The organism is Canibacter zhoujuaniae, from assembly GCF_011752005.1.
Classification (GTDB): Bacteria; Actinomycetota; Actinomycetes; order Actinomycetales; family Microbacteriaceae; genus Canibacter; species Canibacter zhoujuaniae.
Genome location: NZ_JAAIJZ010000001.1, coordinates 118,598 through 143,703, shown reverse-complemented (window position 1 = coordinate 143,703; position 25,106 = coordinate 118,598). Strand labels below are relative to the sequence as shown.

The window sequence follows — 25,106 nt, the reverse complement described above, 5'->3', positions numbered from 1 at the left end:
AGCTACTAATCTAAACGAGCGGTAAATAACTTTATCTGTGCCTAGGCGGCGCGCCCCTTTTTCTTTGGCTCTCGAAGAGCAAGAGCTTGCGGCTATTCTTGGTATTGATGGCAAAACAAGGTTTCGGTCGCTCTAGCGCTCTCATCGCAGCTGGCACTCTTACGTCACGAGTCTTAGGGCTTATGCGGCAGATGCTGCTCGTCTACGCGATCGGTTCGCTCGGTTTTGTCGCGAACTCCTACTCTGCTGCAACACGCATTCCCGGTCTGGTTTATTCACTGGTGATAACCGGCGCCCTAACCGCTGTGCTGGTGCCGCAGATAACGAAGGCGGCGCTCGCAAAGGATCGCGGTCAGGCCTATATTCAGAAGCTAATTACGCTCTCACTTGTTGTCGGATCAGCGCTTACTCTCTTAACCGCCCTCATCTCACCGCTCATTGTGCGTCTTTTAACACCGGACTGGTCTGCCGAGCATCGCGGTCTCGCGCTCGCCTTTGCACTGTGGCTGGCTCCACAGGTGCTCTTTTTTGTGCTCTATACGGTTGCCGGTGAGGTGCTTAACGCAAAGAGCGTTTTTGGGCCGTACACTTGGGCTCCTGTTTTAAACAATGTGATTCACATTAGCGCACTGCTGCTTTTCATCTATTTCTTTGGCGCCGATCCAAACGGTGAACGGGTGTTTGGCAGCACTGATTTTGCGCCGCAGTTTTTGATTGCGGGCGCGGCAAGCCTCGGTGTTGCAGCCCAGGCGATTGTGCTGCTGTTTGCGTTTAAACGGGCTGGTATAAAAATGCAGCTCGACTTTAAATGGCGTGGCTTTGGTCTCGGTGAGATTGGCCGTGTTGCATCATGGACGCTGGCTTCAATGGTTGCCACTCAGATTACCGGTATCTATCAGGGCATTGCGATGAACCGTGCGCAGTCTGGAGAGGCTGGTCTTGCGGCGGTAGAGCTTGCCACACTGATTCTCAGCCTGCCGCACGCCACAATTGTTGTCTCACTAGTTATGGCTTCCTTCACTTCGATGAGTGAAAAGGTGCAGAACGGTGATGAACACGGTTATCGGATGCAACTGCGCCGAGCGTTCTCGTTAACAGTGCTTATAACCGCCCCTATCATCGCAATTTTTGCGCTGCTCTCATTCCCTATTTCGCGGGTGCTGCAGCCAACAGCTGACTCTGCTGTGGTCGGATCGGTTGCGATAGTTTTACTCGCTCTGTCAATCAGTCAGCTGCCGTACAGTCTGGTGTTCGTGTTAAATCGCGGCTTCTTCGCGCGGAGCAACACAAAAACCCCCTTCTTATTAAATGTTTTGCACACAAGCGTAATTATTATTCTTGTCAGCTTTACCTTCGCTTTTGAAACTGCTGACGCAGCCTGGCTCGCCTGTCTTGCAGTATCGCTCGGCTATATTCTCTTCTATGCGCTAACTCACTTAACGCTAAAGCGGCATATCGGCGCTGTGCTCGACGCTGAGACTCTAAAAGACAGTTTGCGTGCACTGTTTGCAACTGCTGCAGCAATATTATTAGCGCTGCTTCTGATGGCGCGTTATGTGATCCCCGATTCCGTCTCCGTGCTTGGAATCACCCTGCAGTTAGATCGTCTGATAACGCCGTTAGCGCTCCCCAACGTTATCGGATCAGAGCTAAATTTCGTCGGCTCAATTTTGATCTGTGTCGTAGTTGGCATACTGACGCTTGCGCTTTACGTCTTGTTCCTCATCATCAGCGGGCATTCCGCTACGCTTGCGCTGCGTAAAAAACTCACACACCGACAGTCACGTCCGTAAACCAGTTACAACAAATTAGGCTTTGGGTGACAGAACAGCGACTTAAGGAATATTCATGACATCCGTCTACACAGTGCGTGCAGCCTCGCGTGCCGAGCAAGAAAACTGGGATGAGTTAAGCGAGCAGAATCCTCTCGGCGGCGAATTCAGCAACTCCAGAGTTTTTGCAAGAGTGAAATCACAGTACGGTTGGCACCCTCGCTTTCTTATCTGGGAAACGGACGGCAAACCCGCGTTTGCTGGTCTTGTGCTTGAACGCCGGATTCCCCTTCTGGGTAAGTTTTGGTATCTTCCAACCGCGCCGGCTCTGCAAGATGCAGCAGAGGTTGGTGCGGGGTTAAAGGCGCTTGAAGAATACGTTAAAACACATGAGCCGACTGTTTTTGCGGTGAGCGCTGAGCCAACTCTGCCCGTCATTCCGGCCGATGATCCAGATACTGTCGCAGGGCGCCACACTCTCCCACCGAGTTTTGCATCTTTAATTCCTGAAAAAGAGGCTCTTGACACTATTAAAAGCCGACTATCGGTGCCCGTGACAGATCTGAAGCGTGGCCGCATGGACGCTATCACCGCTGTGATTGACCTCGATCAGACAGCGGATGAGCTCCTCGCGTCATTCGATAAGAAGTGTCGCAATATGGTGCGTCGTGGGGAGCGTGAAGGGGTCGAGTTTAGGGAGTTGCCGGCCACGCAAGAGACGTTCGATAAGATGTGGAAGCTCATGCACAAGGTGGGTGGTGGCCGCACCGATCTTGTTATTCGGCCGCGCGCCTATCTTGAAAGCTATTGGAAAGGTTTTGCTGACCAGGGTCGTGGGCGCTTCTACGCTGCCGTTGATAACGGTGAAATTTCTGTGCTCGCATTCGTTGTGTTAACAGGCAAAAACGCAACCTACAAAGATGGCGGATCGGATCGCGCTCTGCAGTCTGCTGGCTCTGCAAACTATCTGCACTGGCGAATCATGCTCGAAATGCAGAAGCTGGGCGCAACTTCTTACAATATGTTCGGTGTGGCCCCGGTCACCGCACAGAGTGACACCGATCACATTAACTACTCGCTTGGGCGTTTTAAGCTGTCTTTTAGTAAACGGCGCAGCACGCTTGTTGGTCGCGTTGAACTAATCTTCAACGAGACTAAATACAAACTATGGAGCAGGGTCGGCGCTGGCATTGCTTCTCGCTTGCATGCGCGAAAATACAAAGATTCACAAATGATTTAAGGGCTGTAAAACAATACCGGGGCAGAAATCTTCTGCCCCGGTATTTTATTAAACCCTCACTCAGTTAAGAGCGCAGAGGTTTTCTTAGTCAACCTCCACAACGACCGGCACGATCATCGCCCGGCGGCGCAGTTTGGTTCCCACCCACCGGCCAACGATGCGGCGCACAATCTGCTGCAGTTTCTGCCTGTCTGGCGCGGCTGCACCATCGCGCTTTGCCGCTTGGAATGCATCCTGTATGCCGTTAACTATCTTTGGTTTGATAACGTCAAATTCGCTGTCGTCTTCCGCCATTCCCTTGGTGTGAATATCCGGGCCTGAGACTATCTGCCCTGTCTTTTTAGACACGACGGTGATAATCGAGACGAATCCTTCGGTCCCTAGCACCCGCCGCTCGTGCAGATCATCGTCGGTTACCTTACCAACCGTCTGACCGTCTACGTAGAGGGATCCAACCTCCAGCTGACCCGTAATTTTAGCCCTGCCGTCTTGCAGGTCAACAACGGTTCCGTTCTGACAGATCAGAGTGCGCGTGGTTGGCACGCCGGTTTCAATCGCGAGTGCTGCGTTTGCAACAAGATGGCGATATTCACCGTGTATGGGCATCACGTTTTTTGGTTGCACAATGTTGTAGCAGTAAAGCAGCTCCCCCGCCGCAGCGTGGCCAGAAACATGCACACGGGCGTTTCCTTTGTGCACGACCTTTGCGCCGAGTCGCATGAGACCATCGATCACTCGGAACACTGCGTTTTCGTTTCCAGGTATCAAACTGGAGGCCAGGATCACAGTGTCACCGTGTGAGACACTAACCTGGTGATTGCCCTTTACGATCCGGCTGAGCACCGCCATCGGCTCCCCCTGCGAACCGGTAGACATGTATACAAGATGCTCATCTGGAATTTCCTCGGCATCTTTGAGAGTCACTAAAACGCCCGGCGGCACGTCTAGGTACCCAAGTTCCTCAGCGATCTTCATGTTTCTAAGCATTGAGCGGCCAAGCAAAACAACCTTGCGTTGGTTGTGCGCGGCCGCCTCCAAAACCTGCTGCACGCGGTGCACGTGACTTGAGAAACTCGCCACAACAACTTTTCCAGGAGTGCCCGCAATCACACTCTCGAGCACCGGCCCAATTTCTTTTTCGAGCGGCGTGAACCCGGGAATATCAGCATTTGTGCTGTCGGTTTGAAAGAGGTCTACGCCCTCTTCCCCGAGCCTCGCAAACGCCCTGAGGTCGGTAATCCGCCCATCGAGCGGCAGCTGATCCATCTTAAAGTCGCCGGTTGCAAGCACCAGCCCAGCTGGGGTGCGAATAGCGACAGCGAGCGCGTCAGGAATCGAATGATTTACCGCCACGAATTCGAGGTCGAAACCGCCGCCAGCTGCAACCCTATCGCCCTCGGCAACGACGTTTAACTTTGGTTGCAGACGGTGTTCTTTACACTTTGCTGCAACCAAAGCCAGCGTCAGCTGCGAGCCGTAGAGTGGAATATCGGCGCGGCGCTTGAGCAGGTAAGGGATGCCGCCGATGTGATCCTCATGCCCGTGAGTGAGCACCACCCCAACGATGTCTTGGAGTCGATTATCGAGTAGCGTGATGTCGGGCAGAATTAGATCGATTCCCGGCTGCTCAACCTCTGGGAAGAGCACACCACAGTCTACGATAAGCAATTTGCCATCGAATTCATAAACAGTCATGTTGCGCCCAACCTCACCCAGGCCACCCAGTGGATAGGTGCGCAGCGCGCCCTTTTTGAGTTTGGGCGGTGACTGTATTTCGATCAAAATTGCTCCCTTAACGGCAAATAAACTAACGGGTGGTGCCGGCGATTTTTGGTAGAGCGCCCCCGGCAGCGGCGTTGCGATCTGGTCGGAAGTTTGAGAAATCTACCCCCGGCAGGTTTTTCACAAGCGCCAAGTCATCTTCAATTGTCGCTGCCTCCCACTCTTCTGGGCCGACCAGCGGCAAACGCACGCGCGGGCTACCGATGCGCCCCAGACCATGCAAAATGTATTTAGCTGAAATAGTGCCGGGCACATGGGTCATAACTGCGCGCACAAGCGGCTCCAGCTGTTTATGCATCTCGCGTGCGGCGTGCAAATCTCCCCTATTAACCGCATCAACAATAGTGCGGTACGGCCCGGCGGCAATGTTCGCTGTCACACCAACCAAACCGGTTGCACCAATAGCAAGATGCGGCAAAACGTTTGCGTCATCTCCTGAGAAGTATAGGAGGTCAGTTTGATTCAGCACACGGCTAACCTCGCTGAAGTCGCCCTTAGCGTCTTTCACACCAAGAATGTTTGGGTGTTTTGCCAACCGCAAAATAGTTTCGTATTTAATTGGAACGCCGGTGCGACCGGGAATGTCATAGAGCAGAACCGGCAAATCAGTTGCGTCTGCCACCATTCTGAAGTGCGTTAAAAGTCCGGCCTGTGTCGGCTTGTTGTAGTACGGGGTCACAACCATAACCCCGTCAGCACCCGCTTTCTCGCTGGCTTGATAGAGCTCGATCGCATGGGCGGTCTCGTTTGAGCCACCGCCGGTAATTATTTTTGCTCTACCCGCTGAAACAGACTTTGCTACCTCAACGAGCTTAATTTTTTCAGGGTCGGTCAGAGTTGAAGTCTCGCCTGTGGTGCCGGTCACGACGATGCCGTCAGCGCCATCAGAAATGCAACGGTCGATATGCGCTTCCGTCGCGTCCCAGTCAACCTCGCCGTCCTTATCCATCGGAGTGACAAGCGCAACCAATACCTGCCCAAAGGGGTTTTCTTGTTTAATCACCTATCTAGCCTATCGTTTAGCGTTGCTTTAACCGCTGCAGTGTCGCACGAGCGGCCATCATTAACCTGTAACGGAATACTGCAAGCGGCACATCTTGAGTTGGGGCAACTTCCACCACCGCAGTAGAAAACTTTGTTTTATACACATTTAGACCGTTTAATGACGGGTTCAGTTCTGAGCCGATCCCCATCATGTCCATAGCTTCGCATCCTCGTTTGGCGATATCAACACACACAAACACAACCAGTCGTTCGTTGACACTGCGCTTCATTGATGCGGTTGTTGAAGCTCCGTAAAAGTAGCAGGCGTATTTACCGCTGAGCGTCACGAGCATCCACGAGGTGAGCTCTCCGTCAATTCGAGAAGCATAAAGACGCGCATTTTCTTTCCCCAATGCCTCTAGCATCTCCTGATAGTGCTGACTACTCCAGGCTGTGAAACCGTCACGGTTGCTCGTTTCAACCAGAACCCGATGGTAGGGGCTGAAGTCTCTAAAGGCTGCGTCCGTCTCATCTGCACAGACAATCTCTGTGTCACGCAATGACTGTCTCGCCTGCTTGCGGCCGCGCGACTTAAACTTTGCGATAATTTCTTCCTGCAATACTTCGTCAGCAGCTGCCCTATCAGAAACAGTAGTGTCAATAACGACGGTGCGGTCGTGCGTTGATAGCGAATAGGGCATATAACTGTTGTGCACCGCGCGATGGAACAGATCTAGCCGTAAGTGCAGCGCTCCCTGCCACTCTTGTTTTGCAAACTGCTCCAGCGTTTCTAAAAAGCCTTTTTCCAGCTCCGCGCTCGGCTTTGCAAGCCAAACCGGGCCGTGACGCAGCCACACAAAAAATGTTGCATGCCAGTCCATTTTGGTCGCCCGAAACTGCGCTACCAAATCGCCATCAAAAAACACTAAGTAGTAGCCTAGGTGTTTCCTATTTGCTTGGATTTCGTCAACACGACCCCAGTGTTCTGTTTGTTCTATCGGAAGATTAAGCCCTGCCTTCTCGGCGGAGTTTGCATACTCACGGCTATTAACACTCCTAATTTCCCACCGGGCAGTCATACATTCAACACTACCAGCAGAGCTTGTATAGGAGCTGATCTCTTCGGCCCGAATAAAGAGTAATTAACGCCTGCACCACAGTGAGAAGCGCACCGGAAATTCTGTGTGCGCACTAGGCTCAGACACCGCCGCCAAACACCATTCTTGCGGATCAAGCGACGGAGCCCAGGTATCAGCATCTGCAACCGCAAGACTGAACTGCGAGATAACCACAGCTTTCGCTCGAGGGAGCGCTGTCTGGTAGAGCTGCCCGCCGCCGATAACCCAAACCGGTGTGGCGGCTGCCTGGCTGTCCAGTTCGTCTAAGGATCGCAAAATGTTTGCGCCCGCAAATGTCGCACTGTTTACTGTGTCGGCATGAGCACTTGTTACAACATAGTTTTTGCGTCCCGGAAGCGGCCTGAATCGCTCCGGCAGCGACTCCCAGGTGCGCCGTCCCATAATCACCGGAGCGCCAAAGGTGACCTGTTTAAACCAGGCGAGATCGGCAGGAACGTGCCAGGGCATCTGTCCGGCACGTCCGATCGCTCCCCCGCCAGGCGTCTGCTCCCAGCCGGGTAAGGTGCCACTCGCCTGCGCCCAAATAAGACCGATATCACCAGGGTTTAGAGCCTGTCGCGCTAGTTGAGCAAGCTCTGCAACAGGCACGTTAAATAGCATTTCAGGGCTGCAGTCGTGTTTCCGGGTATCGGTATTCATCGCAGGATCCGCAAACTGTTTTACTAAACCGCGACCGGAGCTTTGATGCCCGGATGGTGCTCGTAACCGATAAGTTCGAAGTCCTCAAACTCGTAATCGAAGATACTGTCGCGCTGTTTAATTTTCAACTGCGGGTATGGGTATGGCGCACGTGCAAGCTGGGTGCGCACCTGCTCGACGTGGTTGTCATAAATGTGGCAGTCACCGCCGGTCCAGACAAACTCGCCAAGTTCTAGACCTGTTTGCTGTGCAAGCATCATTGTTAGCAGTGCGTAGGAGGCAATGTTGAAAGGCACCCCTAAGAACATATCCGCCGACCGCTGATACAGCTGACAGCTCAGCTTACCGTCGGCAACATAAAACTGGAAGAATGCGTGACACGGCGCCAAAGCCATCTCTGGCAGAGCTGCAACGTTCCAAGCTGACACAATATGCCGGCGGCTGTCTGGGTCACGTTTTAGATTTTCAACCAGTGTTGCAATCTGATCGATGTATTCACCGTCTGGAGTTGGCCAGTTGCGCCACTGCACACCGTAAACCGGCCCCAGATCACCGTTTTCGTCAGCCCACTCATCCCAGATGGTCACACCGTTGTCGGTTAGATACTTGGTGTTGCTCTCACCGCGCAAAAACCACAGAAGCTCAATCGCGACAGACTTAAAGTGCACTCGTTTGGTTGTAATAAGCGGAAACGCTTCGTTTAAGTCGAAACGGATCTGCCTTCCAAACACGCTACGCGTCCCCGTCCCGGTGCGATCGCTTTTTGCAGTGCCGTTTTCAAGCACGTCTCGAAGCAGATCTTCGTAAGGGGTTTTGATGTTTTTAGTCACGGTACCTAGAACCTTTCTACTATGTAGATTATTCCAGTCCGTCGTCAAAAACCTCTATAACCTGCGTCTCTGCGTCATCCCCCTTGCGCAGCGTCTCGCCGCGGAAGAATCCAGGTTCACGCACCGCCTGCAGGATCATCAGCAAAATACCGATACTGATGACCACCATACCCAGGATGAACACGAGCCCGACGCCACCGATGTTTGAGCCCGAACCAAACTCTGGGTTGATTGAGTCAAACATCGTTTTGAAGAAAACAACGAGCAGCACTACACCGCCAAGACCCGGCAGCAGCACCTTTGAAAGCGCTGCGCCTAGGCCCTGCTTGAATGCAGTATTTCGGAAATACCAGGCGCTTGAAAGCGCGGTAATACCGTAGTAGAAGCAAACCATAATACCCAGGCTCGTGATGGTGTCCCACAGCACGTCTTCAGATATGAATCGCATGATTGCATAAAAGGCTGATGCTACGATCGCTGAGGTTAGCAGCGCCACGTGCGGTGATTTGTACTTCGGGTGAATCTCTTTTAGTTTCTGCGGGAGGGCGCCGTAGTGCGCCATCGCGAGCAGGGTGCGCGCCGGCGAAATAGCGGTTGAGTTAATAGAGGCCATTGCAGAGACCAAAATTGCAACGAACAGCACGATTGCGAACGGCCCCATTACCGGGTGTGCGAGCGCCGCAAAAACATTTTCCTGAATTTCAGGATTGCTAAGCCCCGTGCCTGTATCGCCAAGACCTGCGAAAGCTACGGTTGCGGTCGCGGTGGCCACATAAAGCAGCACGATAATCACGACCAGGATCAGCGCAGCGAGCGACGCAGTGGAGATGCGGCCCTTAGATTCTTTTGTCTCCTCACCCATGGTGAGCACTGTGTCCCAACCCCAGTAGACAAAGATTGAAACGGCGATACCTGCCGCAAATGCGCTGAAGCTATCCACTGCGAAGGGGTTAAACCAGCTGAGCTCTGGCGTGAGCGCCGCGGTGTTCGCCGGGTCTGCGGCGCCGATAAACATCGCGGTAATAAACCAGACGAGCGCAAGCCCTTGGAAAATCACGGTAATAAACTGGAAAACCTTAGTGCTGGTCATGCCGCGATAGCTGATGAAAGTGGCAAGCGCCATAAACCCGAGGCATACGAGAATGTTAATCCCGACGTTTTCTGACAGCTTAGCGATTGCGCGGTCGCCGGTAATTTCTGCAATCACTTGAAACAGAAATTCCACAGCGATACCGGCAAGGTTTGACAGCACAAGCACGGTTGCGGCGATCAAACCCCAGCCGGCCATCCAACCGATCCACGGGCCGAATGCGCGGGTCCCCCAAGTGAATGAAGTGCCTGAATCTGGAAGTGCGTCGTTGAGCGCCCGGTAGCCAAGCGCAACAAGCAGCATGGGGATAAAGCCAACAAGGAAAATTGCGGGTGTCTGCACCCCAACCTCGCTCGCTGCAGGACCCACTGACGCGGTCAGGGTGTAAGCAGGAGCACAAACAGAAAAACCAACGACAATTGCGCCAAGCACACCGATATCACCGGTTTTGAGCCCCTTACGGCTCATACCGGTGACCGAATCAAGCGCACGGGTAGGAGGGGTGGTTGCAGACATGGTTCCTCCGCTTTCGGTTACAACCGATAGATAGTCGACTTATGAGTCAATGCTTTTTAAATTTACACTCAAACCGGAAGATCCATTCGACACATCTTAGTCGGGCTGAATTTTTTGCAGAAATTTTAAATAAAGTCCGCAGAAATCACGAAGATTTAGCTTTAGCTAGTTTTATCGCCTGCCGCACATCCGCGCGCGCTCCTCTGCCGTCCCCCGCGGCTCGGCGGACTATGCCACGGCGATGCCACACCATCCAGTCTTGCGGATCAGCGTCAACCTCAGAGTTCAGGCGATCCATCACCGCTATCGCAGAGCCGCGATCTGGGCGCCCTGAAGCGTTTGCGACAAGGCCCAGGTCGGAAACATCGCGGCCGGCCACTTCCAGCCTGCGGCTTAGTTCAGCCGCCCGAAAAGCAAAGGGCAGTTCAATAATTACCGCCCAGACCCCGATGCCGGCTGTAACTGTCAGCCCGAGAGCAAAGAGCCAGGCAATGGGGTCTGCAATCTGCACCAGTGCAACCACCCGCCAGATAACAGCGATCACATAAATTGTGATGAGCAGCATAATCAGTGCGATACCAAACTTTTGTGCCAGCACTGTGGTGCTTGTTTTTTCTGTCATTAGTTAGCAAACTCCAAACCGAGCACGCGATCAAGCCCCACGATAAGTCCGGGGTCTTGAGTTTGCAATGCTTTAAGAGCGGCAACAACCCCCGCGCGGTAGCTCTCCTTTGAAAAAGTGCGGTGCACTATCTCAAGAGACTCCCCCGTGCCGCCAAAGCGCACCTCCTGCGTCGCAAGAATACCGTGCTGTCGAATTGCGTGCACTGGCACACCCGCTACCTGCTGCCCGCGCGCCTCCTGGTCGACAAACGCAGCCTGTGTGTGCGCTGCTTTAATACTGCTCTTGCTGCGGGCGGCACTGACCATCTCCGCAGTGCGGATAGCTGTGCCGGACGGTGAATCTACTTTAGCCGCATGGTGCGTTTCAACTATCTCAACTGATTCGAAATAGGGTGCGGCTAGCGTTGCTAGCGCGCTGCCGAGCACAGAGCCGAGTGAAAAGTTAGGAATCACCGTAACAGCAGATCCGCACTCTAGCGCGTGTTCTTGCAGTTCGGTAAGCGCCTCCTGCTGCCAGCCGCTGGTTCCCACAAGCACTCGCTGGCCGCGCTCTAGCGCCGCAAAAACTATTTCTTTTGATACCTCATAGTTGGTGACGTCAATTAATATGTCGCCAGCGGCATATTCTTCCGCAGTGGCCTGCCGTCCGAGTGAGGCAGCTAGTTCAAAACCGGCCTCTTTCTCAACAATTTCTGTTATTAGACTGCCCAAGCGGCCGCGGCCTCCAGCAATCACTACCTTTGACATTATTACCCTTCGCATTAAATCGCTTAGTTAGTAGCCGGCGCTCGCCACGTCACCAACTAGCACCAGAGTGTTTGAGTTTTTGACTAGATCTGCCGCGACCTGCTGCACCTGCGCAGCGGTTACAGCCTCGAGTTTTGCCTGCGACGCATCAAGGTGCCAGAATTCACCCGAGCCGAGCTCTGCTCGAGCGAGCCTAGCCATGCGTGTTTCACTGTCTTCAAATGCGAGCGCCGCGGCACCTATCAGTTGCCCCTGCGCACGCTGCAGTTCTTGTTCGCTAACCCCGTGTGCTGCGATACTTTCGAGTTCGCCACGCGCGATCTCTATCACCTGTGCAGTGTTCTCTGGCGCACAACCAGCGTAAATTCCGAATACCCCAGCGCTCGAGTAGCTGCCGCCAAAGCTGTATGTGGTGTAAGCCAACCCTCGCTTCTCGCGAATCTCTTGCATGAGTCGCCCGCTCATGCCGCCACCGAGAATAGAATTGAGCACACCGAACTCAAAGCGACGTTCGTCGCTCGAGGTTATGCCGGGGCCGCCAAGAAGTATGTGCACCTGCTCGCTTTCACGCTGCACAAAACGCGCTGGCTCAGCTGTAATCGCATCCTTCTGCTGCCGATCGCGGCGCGGTGCTGGAGCAGCATCCTTATCATCTGCCCAGATGCCTCCGGCTGCTTGAATAGCGTTTGCGACGTGTGCAACAAATTCTGTATGAGTAATTGCTCCTGCTGCACAAACCACGAGTGTGCGCGGGCTGTAGTGTTGCGTATAGTGCTCCCATACGCTCTCGCGCTGTGCTGCATTAATATCGGCGGGAGTGCCCCCGATTGGGCGCCCGAGCGGATGATTTGGCAGCACTGTTTCAAAAAAAGCTTCGTGCGCAACATCACCGAGGTCGTCATTTGCCATCGCGAGCTCTTCAAGGATGACTCCGCGTTCGGTCTCGAAAGCTCCCTCTTCGATGAGGCTGTCACACACCATATCGGCTAATAGGGTAACCGCTAGCGGCACATCCCGGTCACGCACTTTTGCGTGGTAGCAGGTGTATTCTTTCGCGGTTAACGCATTATTGTCTGCTCCGATACGGTCAAAAGCCTCTGAGATTTCAAAAGCTGTGCGGGTGCGTGTGCCTTTAAAAAGCAAATGTTCGAGGAAGTGTGTTGATCCTAAACTTGCTGGCGCCGCCGGATTCTCAGCCTGCTCGTCTCGTGAGCCCACCCCGATCCAAAATCCGATGGTTGCGCTGCGTGCGCCGGGTATTGATTCAGTAATAATGCGCAGCCCGTTTGGCAACACTGTGCGCTGCAGCAGGGATCCGTCAAGATCAACGCTCAGTTCAGACTGCTCTAAGGGCATTAAGAATGGTTCGTTCAGCACGCAACCAGTCTAGCCTGCGCCTATTTCGATTCTCTCGCTACACCAGCAGACACAGGGTGCCCAGCGTTAAAAATTCCCGGCTAAAACCAGAAGAAGGGTAACCACTACAGTCAAAAGACTGAAAAGTAGCTACCCTTCTTAAAGCGCGGGCGCAATTAAACGAAAATGTTTAACTACTCAGCAGCGGTTTCAGTTGCGTCATCTTTCGCTGCCGCAGTTTCACCCTCTGCTACAGCTGCTGTCTGCTCTTCCAGCACTGGAACCAGTGAGATCTTACCGCGATCATCGATACGACTAATTTCAACGAGGATCTTCTGGCCAACCGAGAGAATATCTTCAAGATCGTTCACTCGCTTGCCGCCATTCAGCTTGCGCACCTCAGAGATGTGCAGCAGACCGTCTTTGCCTGGCAGCAGTGATACGAACGCACCGAGACCCTCACGAAGGTTGACTACGGTGCCCAGGTACTGTTCGCCAACCTCAGGGTTTTGCGGGTTGGCAATGGCATTTACCTGTGCACGTGCCGCCTCAGCCGCATCACCGTTGTCAGCACCGATGTAGACGGTACCGTCTTCGTCGATTGAGATTTCTGCGCCAGTGTCATCCTGAATCGAGTTGATTGTCTTACCCTTCGGGCCAATCAGTTCACCGATCTTGTCAACCGGAATCTTCACAGTAATAATACGTGGGGCGGTTGGCGCCATCTCGTCCGGTGTTGGAATCGCATCAGTGATGAGGTTAAGAATTACCTCGCGCGCTTCTTTCGCTTGACCCAGCGCACCAACCAGCACGTCTGAAGGGATACCGTCAAGCTTTGTATCCAGCTGAATAGCTGTAATAAAGTCGCTGGTACCGGCAACCTTGAAATCCATATCACCGAGCGCATCTTCAGCACCAAGAATGTCTGTCAGTGCAGCATATCGGGTTTCACCGTCAACCTCATCGCTCACAAGACCCATAGCGATACCAGCAACCGGTGCGCGCAGCGGCACACCAGCGTTTAGCAGCGACAGAGTAGAAGCGCAAACAGAACCCATCGAGGTTGAACCGTTTGAGCCCAGCGCCTCTGACACTTGGCGAATCGCGTAAGGGAATTCCTCACGGCTTGGCAGCACTGGAACAAGCGCACGCTCCGCTAGGAAGCCGTGCCCGATCTCACGACGCTTCGGGCTACCAACGCGGCCGGTCTCACCCGTTGAATAGGGTGGGAAATTGTAGTGGTGCATGTAGCGCTTCGAGGTAGCAGGTGACAGTGAGTCAATCTGCTGCTCCATCTTCAGCATGTTCAGGGTTGTAACACCGAGGATCTGAGTCTCGCCGCGCTGGAAGATTGCCGAACCGTGAACGCGCGGGATCACTTGCACTTCTGCGTCAAGGCTGCGGATATCACGCAGACCGCGGCCGTCAATACGTGCTCCCTCAGCCAGAATGCGACCGCGAACTATCTTCTTGGTCACTGACTTATATGCGGCCGACACCTGGTCGAGTGCGCTCTCTTCAAATTCGCCAGCCTCAACACGCTCAGCGATAGCTTCCTTCACACGCTCTTTGAGCTGGTCGTCAGCATCCTGCCGGTCAAGCTTGTCAGCGATCTGATAAACATTTACAAGCTCTGCTTCTGCAAGCTCAGCAACTGCAGCGTACACCTCGTCGGCGTACGGCGGGAATGTTGGGTAGTCTTCGGTTTCTTTAGCAGCCTGCTGTGCAAGCTCTTCCTGGGCCCGCACAAGCTCAGCAATAAACGGTTTTGCTGCTTCGAGACCGTTTGCAACGACCGCCTCATCAGGCTTCTTTGCGCCAGCCTGGATGAGATCCCAGCTGACTTCAGTGGCCTCAGCCTCAACCATCATGATTGCAATATCGTTAGACCCGTCGGCTTTAGTAACCGCGCGACCGGCAACAACAATATCGAAAACAGCGCTTTCAAGCTGTTTCGCAGTTGGGAACGCAACCCACTGATCTTCGATCAGCGCCATGCGCACACCGCCGATTGGGCCAGAGAATGGCAGCCCGGAAATTTGGGTTGAAGCTGATGCGGCGTTAATTGCTAACGCATCGTAGAACTCCCCCGGCGCGATTGACAGCACAGTAACAACAATCTGTACTTCGTTGCGCAGACCGTCAACAAAAGACGGACGTAGTGGGCGGTCAATCAGCCGGCAAACGAGGATCGCCTCGGTTGAGGGGCGGCCCTCACGACGGAAGAATGAGCCCGGAATCTTTCCGGCTGCGTAGGAGCGCTCTTCAACGTCGACAGTCAGCGGGAAAAAGTCGAAGTGCTCACGAGGCTGCTTAGAAACGCTGGTAGCTGAGAGCAGCATAGTCTCTTCATCAAGGTATGCAGCAACAGAGCCCTGTGCCTGCTGCGCAAGACGCCCGGTTTCAAAACGCACGGTGCGTTTGCCGAACTTGCCGTTGTCAATCACGGCCTCTGCAAATTTAATTTCTGGACCCTCCACGGATCCTCCTTTCTATCGAAGTGCCCCACACAATTACAGTGTTTGGGAGCGAGCCGATAGTCAGTTGAAACCCACCCTCTCGCGAGTAGACAACAACCGAACACCAGCTCGCTGGATGCACTATTTATCTGGAAGCGGATCGCGCAGTAGCTTCAGGTTAAATAGAAGCACCACAAAATCAGCTAGTTTAGGCTATTCGCCTGCTGTCAGTCTAGCAGGGCACGCTAAAATTACGCGGTGATTCTGCATCCACCAACGCAACTCAGGAGCTTAAATAATTCGGCAGGTTTACTCTTACTGCGCTACCGCAGACTACTGCTCGGTGATATCAACAGTGCGCACAAAGTCGGCGGAGACTGCCTCACCAACCTGCTTCGCCTGTTCAGGGGTGACCGCAGAATCAATCGCAAGCACCGACAAAGCTCTGCCGCTCTTGTCGTCACGCGCTATTTGGAGGCCTGCAATATTAACCTGAGCCTCACCAAGCACTGTGCCGTACTTCGCAACGATGCCGGGACGATCCTCATACTGCAGCACAAGCAGATGCTCGGAAAGCGGCAGCTCCAGGTCGTAGCCGTTGATGCCAACAATCTTCTCATCCTGTTTTGGACCTGTGAGTGTTCCGGCAACAGACACTTGCGTGCCATCAACGGTGGATCCCTGCAGCTCGATGATATTGCGATAGCGTTCAGCTTCACCACTAACGTTAAAGCGCACCTCAACCCCGCGCTGTTCAGCGAGCAGCGGAGCATTAACGTAAGAAACCGGCTCACTCACGATGTTCGTAAAGATCCCCTTTAGAGCTGCTAAGCGCAGCACTTCAACCTGGTATTCACTAAGTTCACCGGAGATGTTAATGTCGATCGAAGCAATTGGAGCATCAGCAACTGCGGCAAAAACCTGACCCAGCTTTTCGGTTAGCGGTAGCCCCGGGCGCACATACTCATCGATCGCGCCACCGGCAACGTTTACAGCATCTGGCACGAGCTCCCCCGCGAGTGCCAGGCGCACGCTTTTCGCCACGGAAACACCGGCCTTTTCCTGCGCTTCTTCGGTTGAAGCACCAAGATGCGGCGTGAGGTGCACGAGCGGGTGACCGATTAACGGATTATCAACCGGCGGTTCCTGAACGAATACGTCGAGCGCCGCACCAGCGATCTCACCCGCGTTTAGCGCATCAAGCAGGGCTGCTTCATCAATCAAGCCACCACGTGCAACGTTCACAACATAGACGGTGTTTTTCATTGCCTTTAGCTGCTCTGCGCCGATCATGCCTACCGTCTCTGGTGTGCGCGGCATGTGAATAGTGATGAAGTCAGACTTTGCGACAAGGTCTTCGAGAGAGACCAGCTGCGCTCCCAGCTGTTGCGCACGAGCTGCAGACACATACGGATCATACGCGAGCAGCTCAACACCAAAAGCTTTCAGGCGTTCAGCAACCAAGCCCCCAATGCGCCCCAGACCGATAATTCCAACGGTTTTTTCATACATTTCTGTGCCGGTAAACGCGCTGCGCTTCCATTCACCAGCGGCGAGCGAAGCGTGCGCCGGCTGCAACTTCCGCGCGAGCCCCAAAATGTGGGTAACGGTAAGCTCTGCTGCGCTAATCACGTTAGAGGTGGGCGCATTAACAACCATCACACCAGCCTGGGTTGCGGCTGGAATATCAACATTGTCGAGACCCACGCCTGCGCGTGCGATAACCTTCAGGTTCGGAGCCCAGCTAATCGCTTCTGCATCCACTTGCGTGGCCGAACGCACTAGAATCGCATCAGCCTCTGCCAGCGCCGACTGCAGCGCGGCACGGTCGGTGCCGTCAACGTTCACGACGTTAAAATCTGGGCCGAGGGCGGCGATTGTTGCGGGCGACAGCTGCTCTGCGATGAGCACAGTTGGAGTTGCCAATGAAATTCTCCTCTGTGGAAAGACCTGGGAGCTACGGAATTTTAAGCTCTGTCTATAATTCTAGTCGGCTATCGAAGCTGCAACCAAAGCACACTTAACATTTCAGTGTAGATATTGAGGATCGAAAAAAGACCCAAGCCCAAAGAGAGCAGCAGGAGCTGCACAAAAACGCCTCGTGCTCGCATAAACCAGGCAGAAGCTACGCTTATAACCGGCACAATAACCGTCAGCACAAGCGGCACCAGCACCCACCACACAAATCCTTTGCCGTCCGCTGTCTGGTAATTGAGCATGCCGATCAGATTTCCGATTGCCACCCAAACGGCGGCTCCAAGCAGAAAAACCATGGCCCCAAGCAATACAGTTGCGAGCGCTCCCGTAAAAGATGTCAGTCCTAAGCTTTTTTTAACCACCGTTAGCACCCCACAGCAGATAGAAAAATGGCCACGGCATCAAAAGCAGCGCTCCGAGCAGCAGGGCAATGATACGGGTCATAGCACTATTTTTAAGCAATAGCAGAGATAAAGCGAACCAAGCTAAAACCCCTAAAGCCGCACCAAAATAGACAAGCTGCCCCCACACTAGAGCGGTATTACCCGTGAACTGCTGCAGTGTTAAGCCCCAGGCGATACGTGACACACCCCAGGTCACCCAGCCGGCAAACATAACCAGGTAGACCAGCGAGAAAATCAGTGTCGTGGGCGCGATGCTGCGGCGTTCTTTTACCCTCACAGTTGGAGCAAGAGCAGAAGCTGACTCAGTTATATCTTTATCTGACGCTGCTCCACCAGATATCTGCCAGCCGCCGCCGAGAGCACCACTTGCCGACTCCTGTTTTTTGTCTCGCACCCAACCAGCATAACCTGCTGAACCTAAAAACCCGCTCACCATTGCAGTTCGCAAACGGTGAGCGGGTTAAAGCGCTATATAAGGATTTTAGCGAGCGGCTGAACCGTCGGTGTAATCCTCGTCCTGCTGCTGCCAAGCGAAGAGGCGGCGCAGTTCAACACCGGTCTTCTCGATTGGGTGCTGTTCACCCTTTGCACGCAACTCCTTGAACTCTGGAGCGCCTGCGCGCTGATCATCGATGAAGCGCTTCGCAAATGCACCGCTCTGCACATCTGCCAGCACTTCCTGCATAGCTTCCTTGACAGACGGCTGAATAACCCGTGGGCCTGATACATAGTCACCGTACTCAGCGGTGTCAGAGACAGACCAACGCTGTTTGGCGATGCCGCCCTCCCACATCAGGTCAACGATGAGCTTCAGCTCGTGCAGCACCTCGAAGTAGGCAATTTCTGGCTGGTATCCGGCCTCGGTCAGAGTTTCAAAGCCGTACTGCACAAGCTGTGAAACACCACCGCAGAGCACCGCCTGCTCACCGAAAAGATCGGTTTCGGTTTCTTCTTTAAATGTGGTCTTGATAACGCCTGCGCGGGTGCCACCAATAGCCTTTGCGTATGACTTTGCGGTGTCCCAAGCAGAGCCAGACGCATCCTGCTCAACAGCGATGATGTCTGGAATACCGCGGCCAGCCTCAAATTCACGACGCACAGTGTGACCTGGAGCCTTTGGTGCAACAAGGATCACGTCAACGCCCTCTGGGGTTTCGATGTACCCGAAGCGAATGTTGAAGCCGTGCGCGAACGCAAGCGTCTTACCTGCAGTCAGATACTGCTTGATGTCTGCGTTGTAGATATCTGCCTGGTGCTGATCCGGCGCCAGAATCATAATCAGGTCAGCCCATTCAGCTGCCTCTGCAACAGACTTCACAGCAAAACCTGCTTCTTCAGCCTTTGCGACAGACTTTGAATCAGGACGCAGCGCAATCGCAACCTCAACGCCAGAATCACGCAGGTTAAGCGCGTGCGCGTGACCCTGTGAGCCGTAGCCAACAATCGCTACCTTCTTGCTCTGGATGATGCTCAGATCCGCGTCATCGTCGTAGTACATTTCAGCCAATGCTTACTCCTTTATTTCCTTAGTTGCGCTGGGCTACCAGCAAATCTTTTTAGTTTTCTTGCGGATCGCGGCCTGTGGCGCCGTATCCATACGTCGGGCGCTTATTTAAAAGCCCGTTCAGTAATCGATTTCGGGCCGCGGCCGATAGCAATTAACCCTGACTGCGCGAGCTCTTTGATGCCGTAAGGCTCGAGGAACTTCAGCAGCGCGTTAATTTTTCCGCTGTCTCCTGTAGCTTCGATAACAAGCGCATCGTTAGCAACATCGACAACGCGAGCTCTGAAGAGGTTTACCGCCTCAAGCACTTGCGAGCGGGTGTTGTTATCAACGCGCACCTTAATCAATAGGTGGTCGCGCTGCACCGACGCGGATTCTTCAAGCTCGACAATCTTCAAGACATTAACGAGTTTGTTTAGCTGTTTCGTGAGCTGTTCTAGGAGCAGCTCATCTTCGTCAGCAACCACTGTAATGCGGCTGAGACCAGCAACTTCGGTTGGCCCCACAGCGAGCGATTCGATGTTGAATCCGCGACGTGCGAAGAGCCCTGCAACGCGAGTGAGAATACCCGGTTTGTCTTCAACCAAGAGGCTAAGTACCCGACGGGTCATTGTGATTTACTCCTCTTCCCATTCTGGGCTCGCCTCACGAGCGTACTGCACTTCACTGTTGGAAACCCCCTGGGGCACCATCGGCCACACCATAGCGTCTGCGCTCACAACAAAGTCGATCACTACCGGGCGATCATTAATCGCCAGCGCCGTTTTAATAGCGTCATCAATCTCATCTTCGTGCTCCACACGAATAGCGTGGCACGAATAGGCCTCTGCGAGTTTCACGAAATCAGGCACACGTATTGTATCGTGGCCGGTATTCAACTCGGTGTGCGAGTAGCGCCCGTCGTAGAACATGGTCTGCCACTGTCGCACCATACCGAGGCTAGAGTTATTGATAATTGCAACCTTGATCGGAATGTTGTTTGTGACACAGGTCACAAGCTCTTGGTTGGTCATCTGGAAACAGCCATCGCCGTCAATAGCCCACACAACGCGATCGGGTTGCGCCACCTTTGCACCCATCGCTGCTGGCACGGAGTAGCCCATTGTGCCAGCACCGCCTGAGTTCAAGAATGCGTTGGGGCGTTCGTGGTTTAAGAACTGTGCAGCCCACATCTGATGCTGCCCAACACCAGTTGCAAACACAGCCTCGGGGCCTGAGAGCTCCGCCAAGCGTTCGATAACCTTCTGCGGCGCGATAAGACCGTCACTGGTTGGCTGGTAACCACGCGGATACGTTTCGCGCAGCTCGTTCAGACGGCTCCACCATGCGTCAAGGCTGCGCCCCTGCCCGTTGCGTTTTTGAATTGAGACGGCACCAATCAAATCAGAGATGACTTCTTTTGCATCACCCACGATTGGCACATCCGCGAAACGGATCTTTGAAATTTCTGCCGGATCAATATCGGCGTGGATCACCTTTGCGAGTGGTGCAAAGTCTGCCGCCTTCCCCGTCACACGGTCGTCAAAGCGAGTTCCAATCGCGATCAGCAGATCGGCTTCTTGGAGCGCCAAAACGGCTGGCACTGTGCCGTGCATACCGGGCATTCCAAGCATCTGTGGGTGTGAGTCCGGAAAGACGCCGCGGGCCATCAGGGTGGTAACGACCGGGGCGCCTGTCAGCTCTGCAAGCGCTTTGAGCTCTGCAGAAGCTCCCGCTCGCCCTACACCGCCACCGGCGTAAAGCACTGGGCGCTCAGCCTCGGCGATCAGTTCTGCTGCGGCTGTTATCTGCTTGCTATTCGGCTTAGTGCCAGGACGGTAGCCGGCAAGGTCTACATTCGGGGTCCAAACGAAATCGAACTCTTCAATTTGCGCATCTTTAGTGATGTCCACGACAACGGGGCCTGGGCGGCCGGATGTTGCAAGATGATACGCCGCGGCAAGCGCCTTCGGCACCTCAGCCGCTGTCTTTACGAGGAATGAGTGCTTTGAAATTGGCATCGTGATGCCAATAATGTCTGCCTCTTGAAACGCATCAGTGCCCATCAGGTGCGAGAAAACCTGGCCGGTGATGGCAATCATCGGCACTGAATCCATGTAGGCATCAGCGACCGCGGTCACAAGGTTCGTGGCGCCCGGGCCGCTCGTTGCGATACAGACGCCGACCTTGCCACTTGCAGCGGCATAACCTTCAGCTGCGTGACCGGCGCCCTGTTCGTGCCTTACAAGAATGTGACGCAGGTCGAGTTCAGTGGTTGCTAGCGCGTCATAAAACGGCAACAGTGCACCACCGGGCAGACCGAAGACGTCTGTGATGCCCAAGTTGTATAGGCTGTGCAACACCGCTTCTGCACCGGACATGCGGATACTATCGGCTATTGACTGTGGATTTTCGCTTCCTGAGACAGTGCTCATTTGCTCTTTCCTGGTAGAAGAAATAAAAACTAATTTATGTTTTAGCCGGTCACGGCACCCTCTGAGGCTGAGCGCACAAGTTTGGAATACTTGGCGAGCACGCCCTTAGTGTAGCGTGGCGGCAGCGGAGCCCAATTGTTCTTTCGGGTTTCTAGCTCAGCGGGATCTACCAGCAGATCGAGCGTCTTATTAGTGATATCAACCTTAATTAAGTCTCCATCACGCACCAGAGCAATAGGGCCACCATCAACGGCCTCTGGCGCAACGTGACCAATACACAGGCCGGTTGTGCCACCTGAGAATCGTCCGTCCGTCAAGAGTAGCACATCCTTGCCGAGCCCAGCACCCTTGATCGCGCCGGTAATCGCGAGCATTTCGCGCATTCCCGGGCCACCCTTCGGGCCTTCGTATCGGATCACCACAACATCACCATGACTGATCTCACCACGGGTCAGCGCATCCATCGCTGCCCGTTCGCGGTCAAACACACGGGCTGGGCCGGTAAACTCATCAAGCGAGAAACCAGCGGTTTTCACGACCGCACCCTCAGGTGCAAGAGAACCACCAAGAATGGTTAGGCCGCCGTTTGCGTGCAGTGGATTATCGAGTGTGCGCACAACCTCACCGTCGAGCGGTGCAGGGTTGAGCTCTTCAAGATTTTCGCGCATCGTCTTACCCGTGACTGTCATGACGTCACCGTGCAAAAGACCCGCATCAAGCAGCGCCTTCATGATCACTGGCATGCCACCAACACGATCAAAATCTTGTGCAACATACTGACCGAACGGCTTCATATCGGCCAGGTGCGGCACCTTAGAACCGATGCGGTTAAAGTCATCGAGTGTAAGCTCAACCTCAGCCTCACGCGCTATCGCCAACAGGTGCAAAACAGCGTTTGTAGAGCCGCCAAGCACCATCGCAACAGCGATTGCGTTCTCGAACGCTTCTTTCGTCATAATGTCGCGAGCGGTAATCCCCTGGCGCAGCATGTTTACGACCGCTTCGCCAGAGCGGTGCGCGTAGTAGTCGCGACGGCGGTCAGCGCTCGGTGGTGCGGCTGAGCCCGGCAGACTCATCCCAAGAGCTTCTGCAACACACGCCATAGTGTTAGCGGTATACATTCCACCGCAAGCACCCTCACCAGGGGCGATTGCACACTCTACGCGCTTTAAGTCTTCTTCAGAGAGTGTGCCCGCCTTGCAAGCGCCAACAGCTTCGAAAGCATCGATGATAGTTACCGTTTTTTCGGTGCCGTCACTGAGTTTCACCCAACCCGGTGCAATCGATCCGGCATAAAGAAAAACCGACGCCAGATCAAGGCGTGCTGCCGCCATGAGCATCCCCGGCAGTGATTTATCGCAGCCTGCCAGCACAACAGTGCCGTCAAGGCGCTCTGCCATAACTACCGTTTCAACGGAGTCAGCAATCACCTCGCGCGACACCAATGAAAAGTGCATGCCCTCGTGGCCCATAGAGATTCCGTCTGACACTGAAATGGTGCCAAACTGCAACGGATACCCGCCTCCTGCGTGCACTCCCTCTTTAGCGCCCTGTGCCAAACGATCAAGACTTAGGTTGCACGGAGTGATCTCGTTCCATGAGCTTGCGATACCAATTTGCGGCTTATCCCAGTCAGCATCACCCATACCGACCGCACGCAGCATTCCGCGCGAGGCAGCTTTTTCAATACCGTCGGTAACATCGCGACTGCGAGGTTTCATATCGATTTCAGCCATGCAACCTATTCTAGCCCTCAAACACACAGATTGTGACGAGACCGGCACGGTAGGCTAGGTGTCAGTTTTCGCTTAAATTCTGTAGAAAGGCAGCAAAATGGGTGTTGGTCGCTACGTTACTAATATGGGTGTGATTGGCTCACTGCTTGGTGCACTCGGTGTGCGCAAACAGACAAAAGAAATGCCAGCAGACTGGCGCCGCTATGTAGTCTGGTTGAGCTGGGTGCTCAGCTTTATCCTCGCCGTTGCGTCAGTGCGCAAGTCAGAAAATGACAAAGACTACATCGCACGTGGAAAAGCAGCTCGTAAAGAGCACGCAAAACGTGAAAAGGCGGCTAAGAAGGCCGCAAAACGAGTAAGATAAAGGCACTCTAGCGGCCGATTACGCAAACTATTTACCGTTAGTTTTCATAATCAGCAACAGTACGCTTCGGGAACTCCAACATTTACTGTTTCTATAACCTGAATCGAGGCAGCAGTGGCAGAAACAACCCAGCACGTAGAGTCTGCTCCCAGTCAGCAAAGCCGCAGGCGCAGAATTTTGCGCCTGGCTCGCAAACGTGAGGTAAACCGCGTCGGCAAATTACTGCGTTCGCAAATGATTGGTGGGCTCATCATCATGGGCGCAGCACTGCTCGGGTTTATCCTCGCGAACTCACCCGCCGCAGACTGGTTCTTTAACCTGCGTGGCACCTATATTGGGCCCGAAGAGCTCGGGCTGCGGTTGAGCGTCGGGCACTGGGCGGCAGATGGTCTGCTCGCTATTTTCTTTTTCCTCGTCGGCCTCGAGCTGAAACACGAGTTTGTGCACGGCGAACTGCGTAAATTCTCAACCGCGATTGTTCCAATCGCTGCCGCATTTGGCGGTGTAGCGACTCCTGCGCTTTTTTACCTCGCCTTCAATTTCGGGCAGCCAAGCGCTCACGGCTGGGCCATTCCGGGCGCTACCGATATTGCCTTCGCAGTCGCTGTGCTCGGGCTGATTGCTCCCGGCGTGCCAACAGCGCTGCGCATGTTTTTGCTAACACTCGCGGTGGTAGACGATCTTATAGCTATCCTCATAATCGCGCTTTTCTACACCAGCGAAATTCAGCTTTGGGCGCTTGCAGCGGCAGCCGTCCCAATCCTTATCTACGCTTTCCTGACGCAAAAATTTACAAAATTCTTCGATGAGCATCACTGGCTAGCTTGGTTTCTTCTGCTGCCTCTTGGTGTTGTTGCGTGGGCTTTCTTCCTTATCTCTGGAGTGCACGCGACGATTGCCGGAGTTATCCTCGGGTTTACTGTGCCGGTCAAGGGCAAACACGGGTTGAATCTCGCTGAGCGTCTGGCTTATCGTTTCACTCCGCTCTCTGCCGGAATTGCTGTGCCAGTCTTTGCTTTCTTCTCAGCAGGGGTGTCGATCCATGGAGAAGCTCGTTTTCCGTTTGACCCGATTGCTCTCGGCGTGATTGCCGGTTTGGTGCTTGGCAAGCCAATCGGGATCACTCTCACGACATGGCTGGTAACACGATTTAATGGCGCAAACCTTGATGACTCCATCACCTGGCGACAGCTCATCGGTGTCGCATCTCTCGCCGGTATTGGCTTCACAGTTGCCCTGCTGATTGCCGAACTCAGTTTCACCGATCCGGCAGATCAGGATACTGCGCGTCTTGCTGTTATGTGCGCCTCACTCCTTGCGGTAGGTTTGGCTTCTATCTTGCTTTACCAGCCGAAGAAACAGCGACAGGCTGCGGTTGAGCGCAACGAGAAACAGCTGTCGGAGCTACAGGACGACTGAACCCGTAACGGTGGAATCGCCACTGCTACAGCTTAACCACTGCGCAGACACGCTGACTAAATTGTGTTTTGCTTCCGACCAGCGGCTGTGTTAAAGTTTTATCTGTTGTC

The 25,106-nt window shown here is 54.0% G+C and carries 21 protein-coding genes; 4 read left to right on the top strand and 17 right to left on the bottom strand.

Features of this window, described 5'->3' with window-relative positions; genetic code table 11:
• Nucleotides 1-107 precede the first annotated feature (107 nt).
• The gene (murJ, locus tag HCR00_RS00675) at nucleotides 108-1,793 is read left to right on the top strand and encodes a murein biosynthesis integral membrane protein MurJ (RefSeq protein WP_167141915.1); all 1,686 of its coding nucleotides are present in this window, start codon (nucleotides 108-110) and stop codon (nucleotides 1,791-1,793) included.
• 55 nt (nucleotides 1,794-1,848) lie between these two features.
• Nucleotides 1,849-3,012, top strand: a complete 1,164-nt coding sequence (locus HCR00_RS00670; protein ID WP_167141913.1) for a lipid II:glycine glycyltransferase FemX — start codon at nucleotides 1,849-1,851, stop codon at nucleotides 3,010-3,012.
• A gap of 84 nt (nucleotides 3,013-3,096) precedes the next feature.
• On the opposite strand, the gene HCR00_RS00665 is transcribed toward HCR00_RS00670, so the two are convergent.
• The 17 genes from HCR00_RS00665 to ilvD all read right to left on the bottom strand — a co-directional run bounded on the left by HCR00_RS00665 (nucleotide 3,097) and on the right by ilvD (nucleotide 23,213).
• The gene (locus HCR00_RS00665; RefSeq protein WP_167142893.1) at nucleotides 3,097-4,797 is read right to left on the bottom strand and encodes a ribonuclease J; all 1,701 of its coding nucleotides are present in this window, start codon (nucleotides 4,795-4,797) and stop codon (nucleotides 3,097-3,099) included.
• A gap of 22 nt (nucleotides 4,798-4,819) precedes the next feature.
• Nucleotides 4,820-5,797 carry a 4-hydroxy-tetrahydrodipicolinate synthase gene (gene dapA / locus HCR00_RS00660; RefSeq protein ID WP_166985129.1) on the bottom strand — a complete coding sequence of 326 codons (978 nt, stop codon included), beginning with the start codon at nucleotides 5,795-5,797 and terminating at the stop codon, nucleotides 4,820-4,822.
• 16 nt (nucleotides 5,798-5,813) lie between these two features.
• The gene (locus HCR00_RS00655) at nucleotides 5,814-6,857 is read right to left on the bottom strand and encodes a lipid II:glycine glycyltransferase FemX (RefSeq protein ID WP_167141909.1); all 1,044 of its coding nucleotides are present in this window, start codon (nucleotides 6,855-6,857) and stop codon (nucleotides 5,814-5,816) included.
• Nucleotides 6,858-6,920: 63 nt separating this feature from the next.
• A complete protein-coding gene (locus HCR00_RS00650; RefSeq protein WP_243854477.1) occupies nucleotides 6,921-7,556 on the bottom strand; it encodes a dihydrofolate reductase in 636 nt (211 codons plus the stop codon).
• 23 nt (nucleotides 7,557-7,579) lie between these two features.
• Complete coding sequence (locus HCR00_RS00645) at nucleotides 7,580-8,386, bottom strand: thymidylate synthase (protein WP_166985138.1); 807 nt, start codon at nucleotides 8,384-8,386, stop codon at nucleotides 7,580-7,582.
• Nucleotides 8,387-8,414: 28 nt separating this feature from the next.
• Entirely contained in the window at nucleotides 8,415-9,992 is a 1,578-nt protein-coding gene (locus HCR00_RS00640) for an APC family permease (protein ID WP_167141906.1), read from the bottom strand.
• A gap of 145 nt (nucleotides 9,993-10,137) precedes the next feature.
• Nucleotides 10,138-10,614 (bottom strand): tetratricopeptide repeat protein, encoded by a 477-nt coding sequence (locus HCR00_RS00635; protein WP_167141903.1) that lies wholly within the window; start codon nucleotides 10,612-10,614, stop codon nucleotides 10,138-10,140.
• Nucleotides 10,614-11,363, bottom strand: a complete 750-nt coding sequence (dapB, locus tag HCR00_RS00630; RefSeq protein ID WP_167141900.1) for a 4-hydroxy-tetrahydrodipicolinate reductase — start codon at nucleotides 11,361-11,363, stop codon at nucleotides 10,614-10,616. The genes HCR00_RS00635 and dapB overlap by 1 nt, the downstream gene beginning before the upstream one ends.
• Nucleotides 11,364-11,390: 27 nt before the next feature.
• Nucleotides 11,391-12,740, bottom strand: a complete 1,350-nt coding sequence (locus HCR00_RS00625; RefSeq protein ID WP_243854476.1) for a M16 family metallopeptidase — start codon at nucleotides 12,738-12,740, stop codon at nucleotides 11,391-11,393.
• A 173-nt stretch (nucleotides 12,741-12,913) separates the two neighbouring features.
• On the bottom strand, nucleotides 12,914-15,199 hold the full coding sequence (locus HCR00_RS00620; protein ID WP_166985150.1) for a polyribonucleotide nucleotidyltransferase: 2,286 nt from the start codon (nucleotides 15,197-15,199) through the stop codon (nucleotides 12,914-12,916).
• Between the two features lie 312 nt (nucleotides 15,200-15,511).
• A complete protein-coding gene (gene serA, locus HCR00_RS00615; RefSeq protein ID WP_167141897.1) occupies nucleotides 15,512-17,104 on the bottom strand; it encodes a phosphoglycerate dehydrogenase in 1,593 nt (530 codons plus the stop codon).
• A gap of 68 nt (nucleotides 17,105-17,172) precedes the next feature.
• The gene (locus HCR00_RS00610; RefSeq protein ID WP_167141894.1) at nucleotides 17,173-17,451 is read right to left on the bottom strand and encodes a hypothetical protein; all 279 of its coding nucleotides are present in this window, start codon (nucleotides 17,449-17,451) and stop codon (nucleotides 17,173-17,175) included.
• A 58-nt stretch (nucleotides 17,452-17,509) separates the two neighbouring features.
• Nucleotides 17,510-17,953 (bottom strand): hypothetical protein, encoded by a 444-nt coding sequence (locus HCR00_RS00605; RefSeq protein ID WP_166985159.1) that lies wholly within the window; start codon nucleotides 17,951-17,953, stop codon nucleotides 17,510-17,512.
• 87 nt (nucleotides 17,954-18,040) lie between these two features.
• On the bottom strand, nucleotides 18,041-19,057 hold the full coding sequence (ilvC, locus tag HCR00_RS00600) for a ketol-acid reductoisomerase (RefSeq protein ID WP_424945192.1): 1,017 nt from the start codon (nucleotides 19,055-19,057) through the stop codon (nucleotides 18,041-18,043).
• A gap of 110 nt (nucleotides 19,058-19,167) precedes the next feature.
• Nucleotides 19,168-19,674 carry an acetolactate synthase small subunit gene (gene ilvN / locus HCR00_RS00595; protein ID WP_208317145.1) on the bottom strand — a complete coding sequence of 169 codons (507 nt, stop codon included), beginning with the start codon at nucleotides 19,672-19,674 and terminating at the stop codon, nucleotides 19,168-19,170.
• A gap of 6 nt (nucleotides 19,675-19,680) precedes the next feature.
• Nucleotides 19,681-21,477, bottom strand: coding sequence for an acetolactate synthase large subunit (locus tag HCR00_RS00590; RefSeq protein WP_166985164.1), 1,797 nt, complete (start codon nucleotides 21,475-21,477; stop codon nucleotides 19,681-19,683).
• A gap of 41 nt (nucleotides 21,478-21,518) precedes the next feature.
• Complete coding sequence (ilvD, locus tag HCR00_RS00585; protein WP_166985167.1) at nucleotides 21,519-23,213, bottom strand: dihydroxy-acid dehydratase; 1,695 nt, start codon at nucleotides 23,211-23,213, stop codon at nucleotides 21,519-21,521.
• 97 nt (nucleotides 23,214-23,310) lie between these two features.
• Here ilvD and HCR00_RS00580 point away from each other — a divergent pair, with 97 nt between their 5' ends.
• Nucleotides 23,311-23,577, top strand: a complete 267-nt coding sequence (locus HCR00_RS00580) for a hypothetical protein (RefSeq protein WP_166984537.1) — start codon at nucleotides 23,311-23,313, stop codon at nucleotides 23,575-23,577.
• 114 nt (nucleotides 23,578-23,691) lie between these two features.
• Complete coding sequence (nhaA, locus tag HCR00_RS00575; protein WP_166985170.1) at nucleotides 23,692-24,996, top strand: Na+/H+ antiporter NhaA; 1,305 nt, start codon at nucleotides 23,692-23,694, stop codon at nucleotides 24,994-24,996.
• The last annotated feature ends 110 nt before the right edge of the window (nucleotides 24,997-25,106 follow it).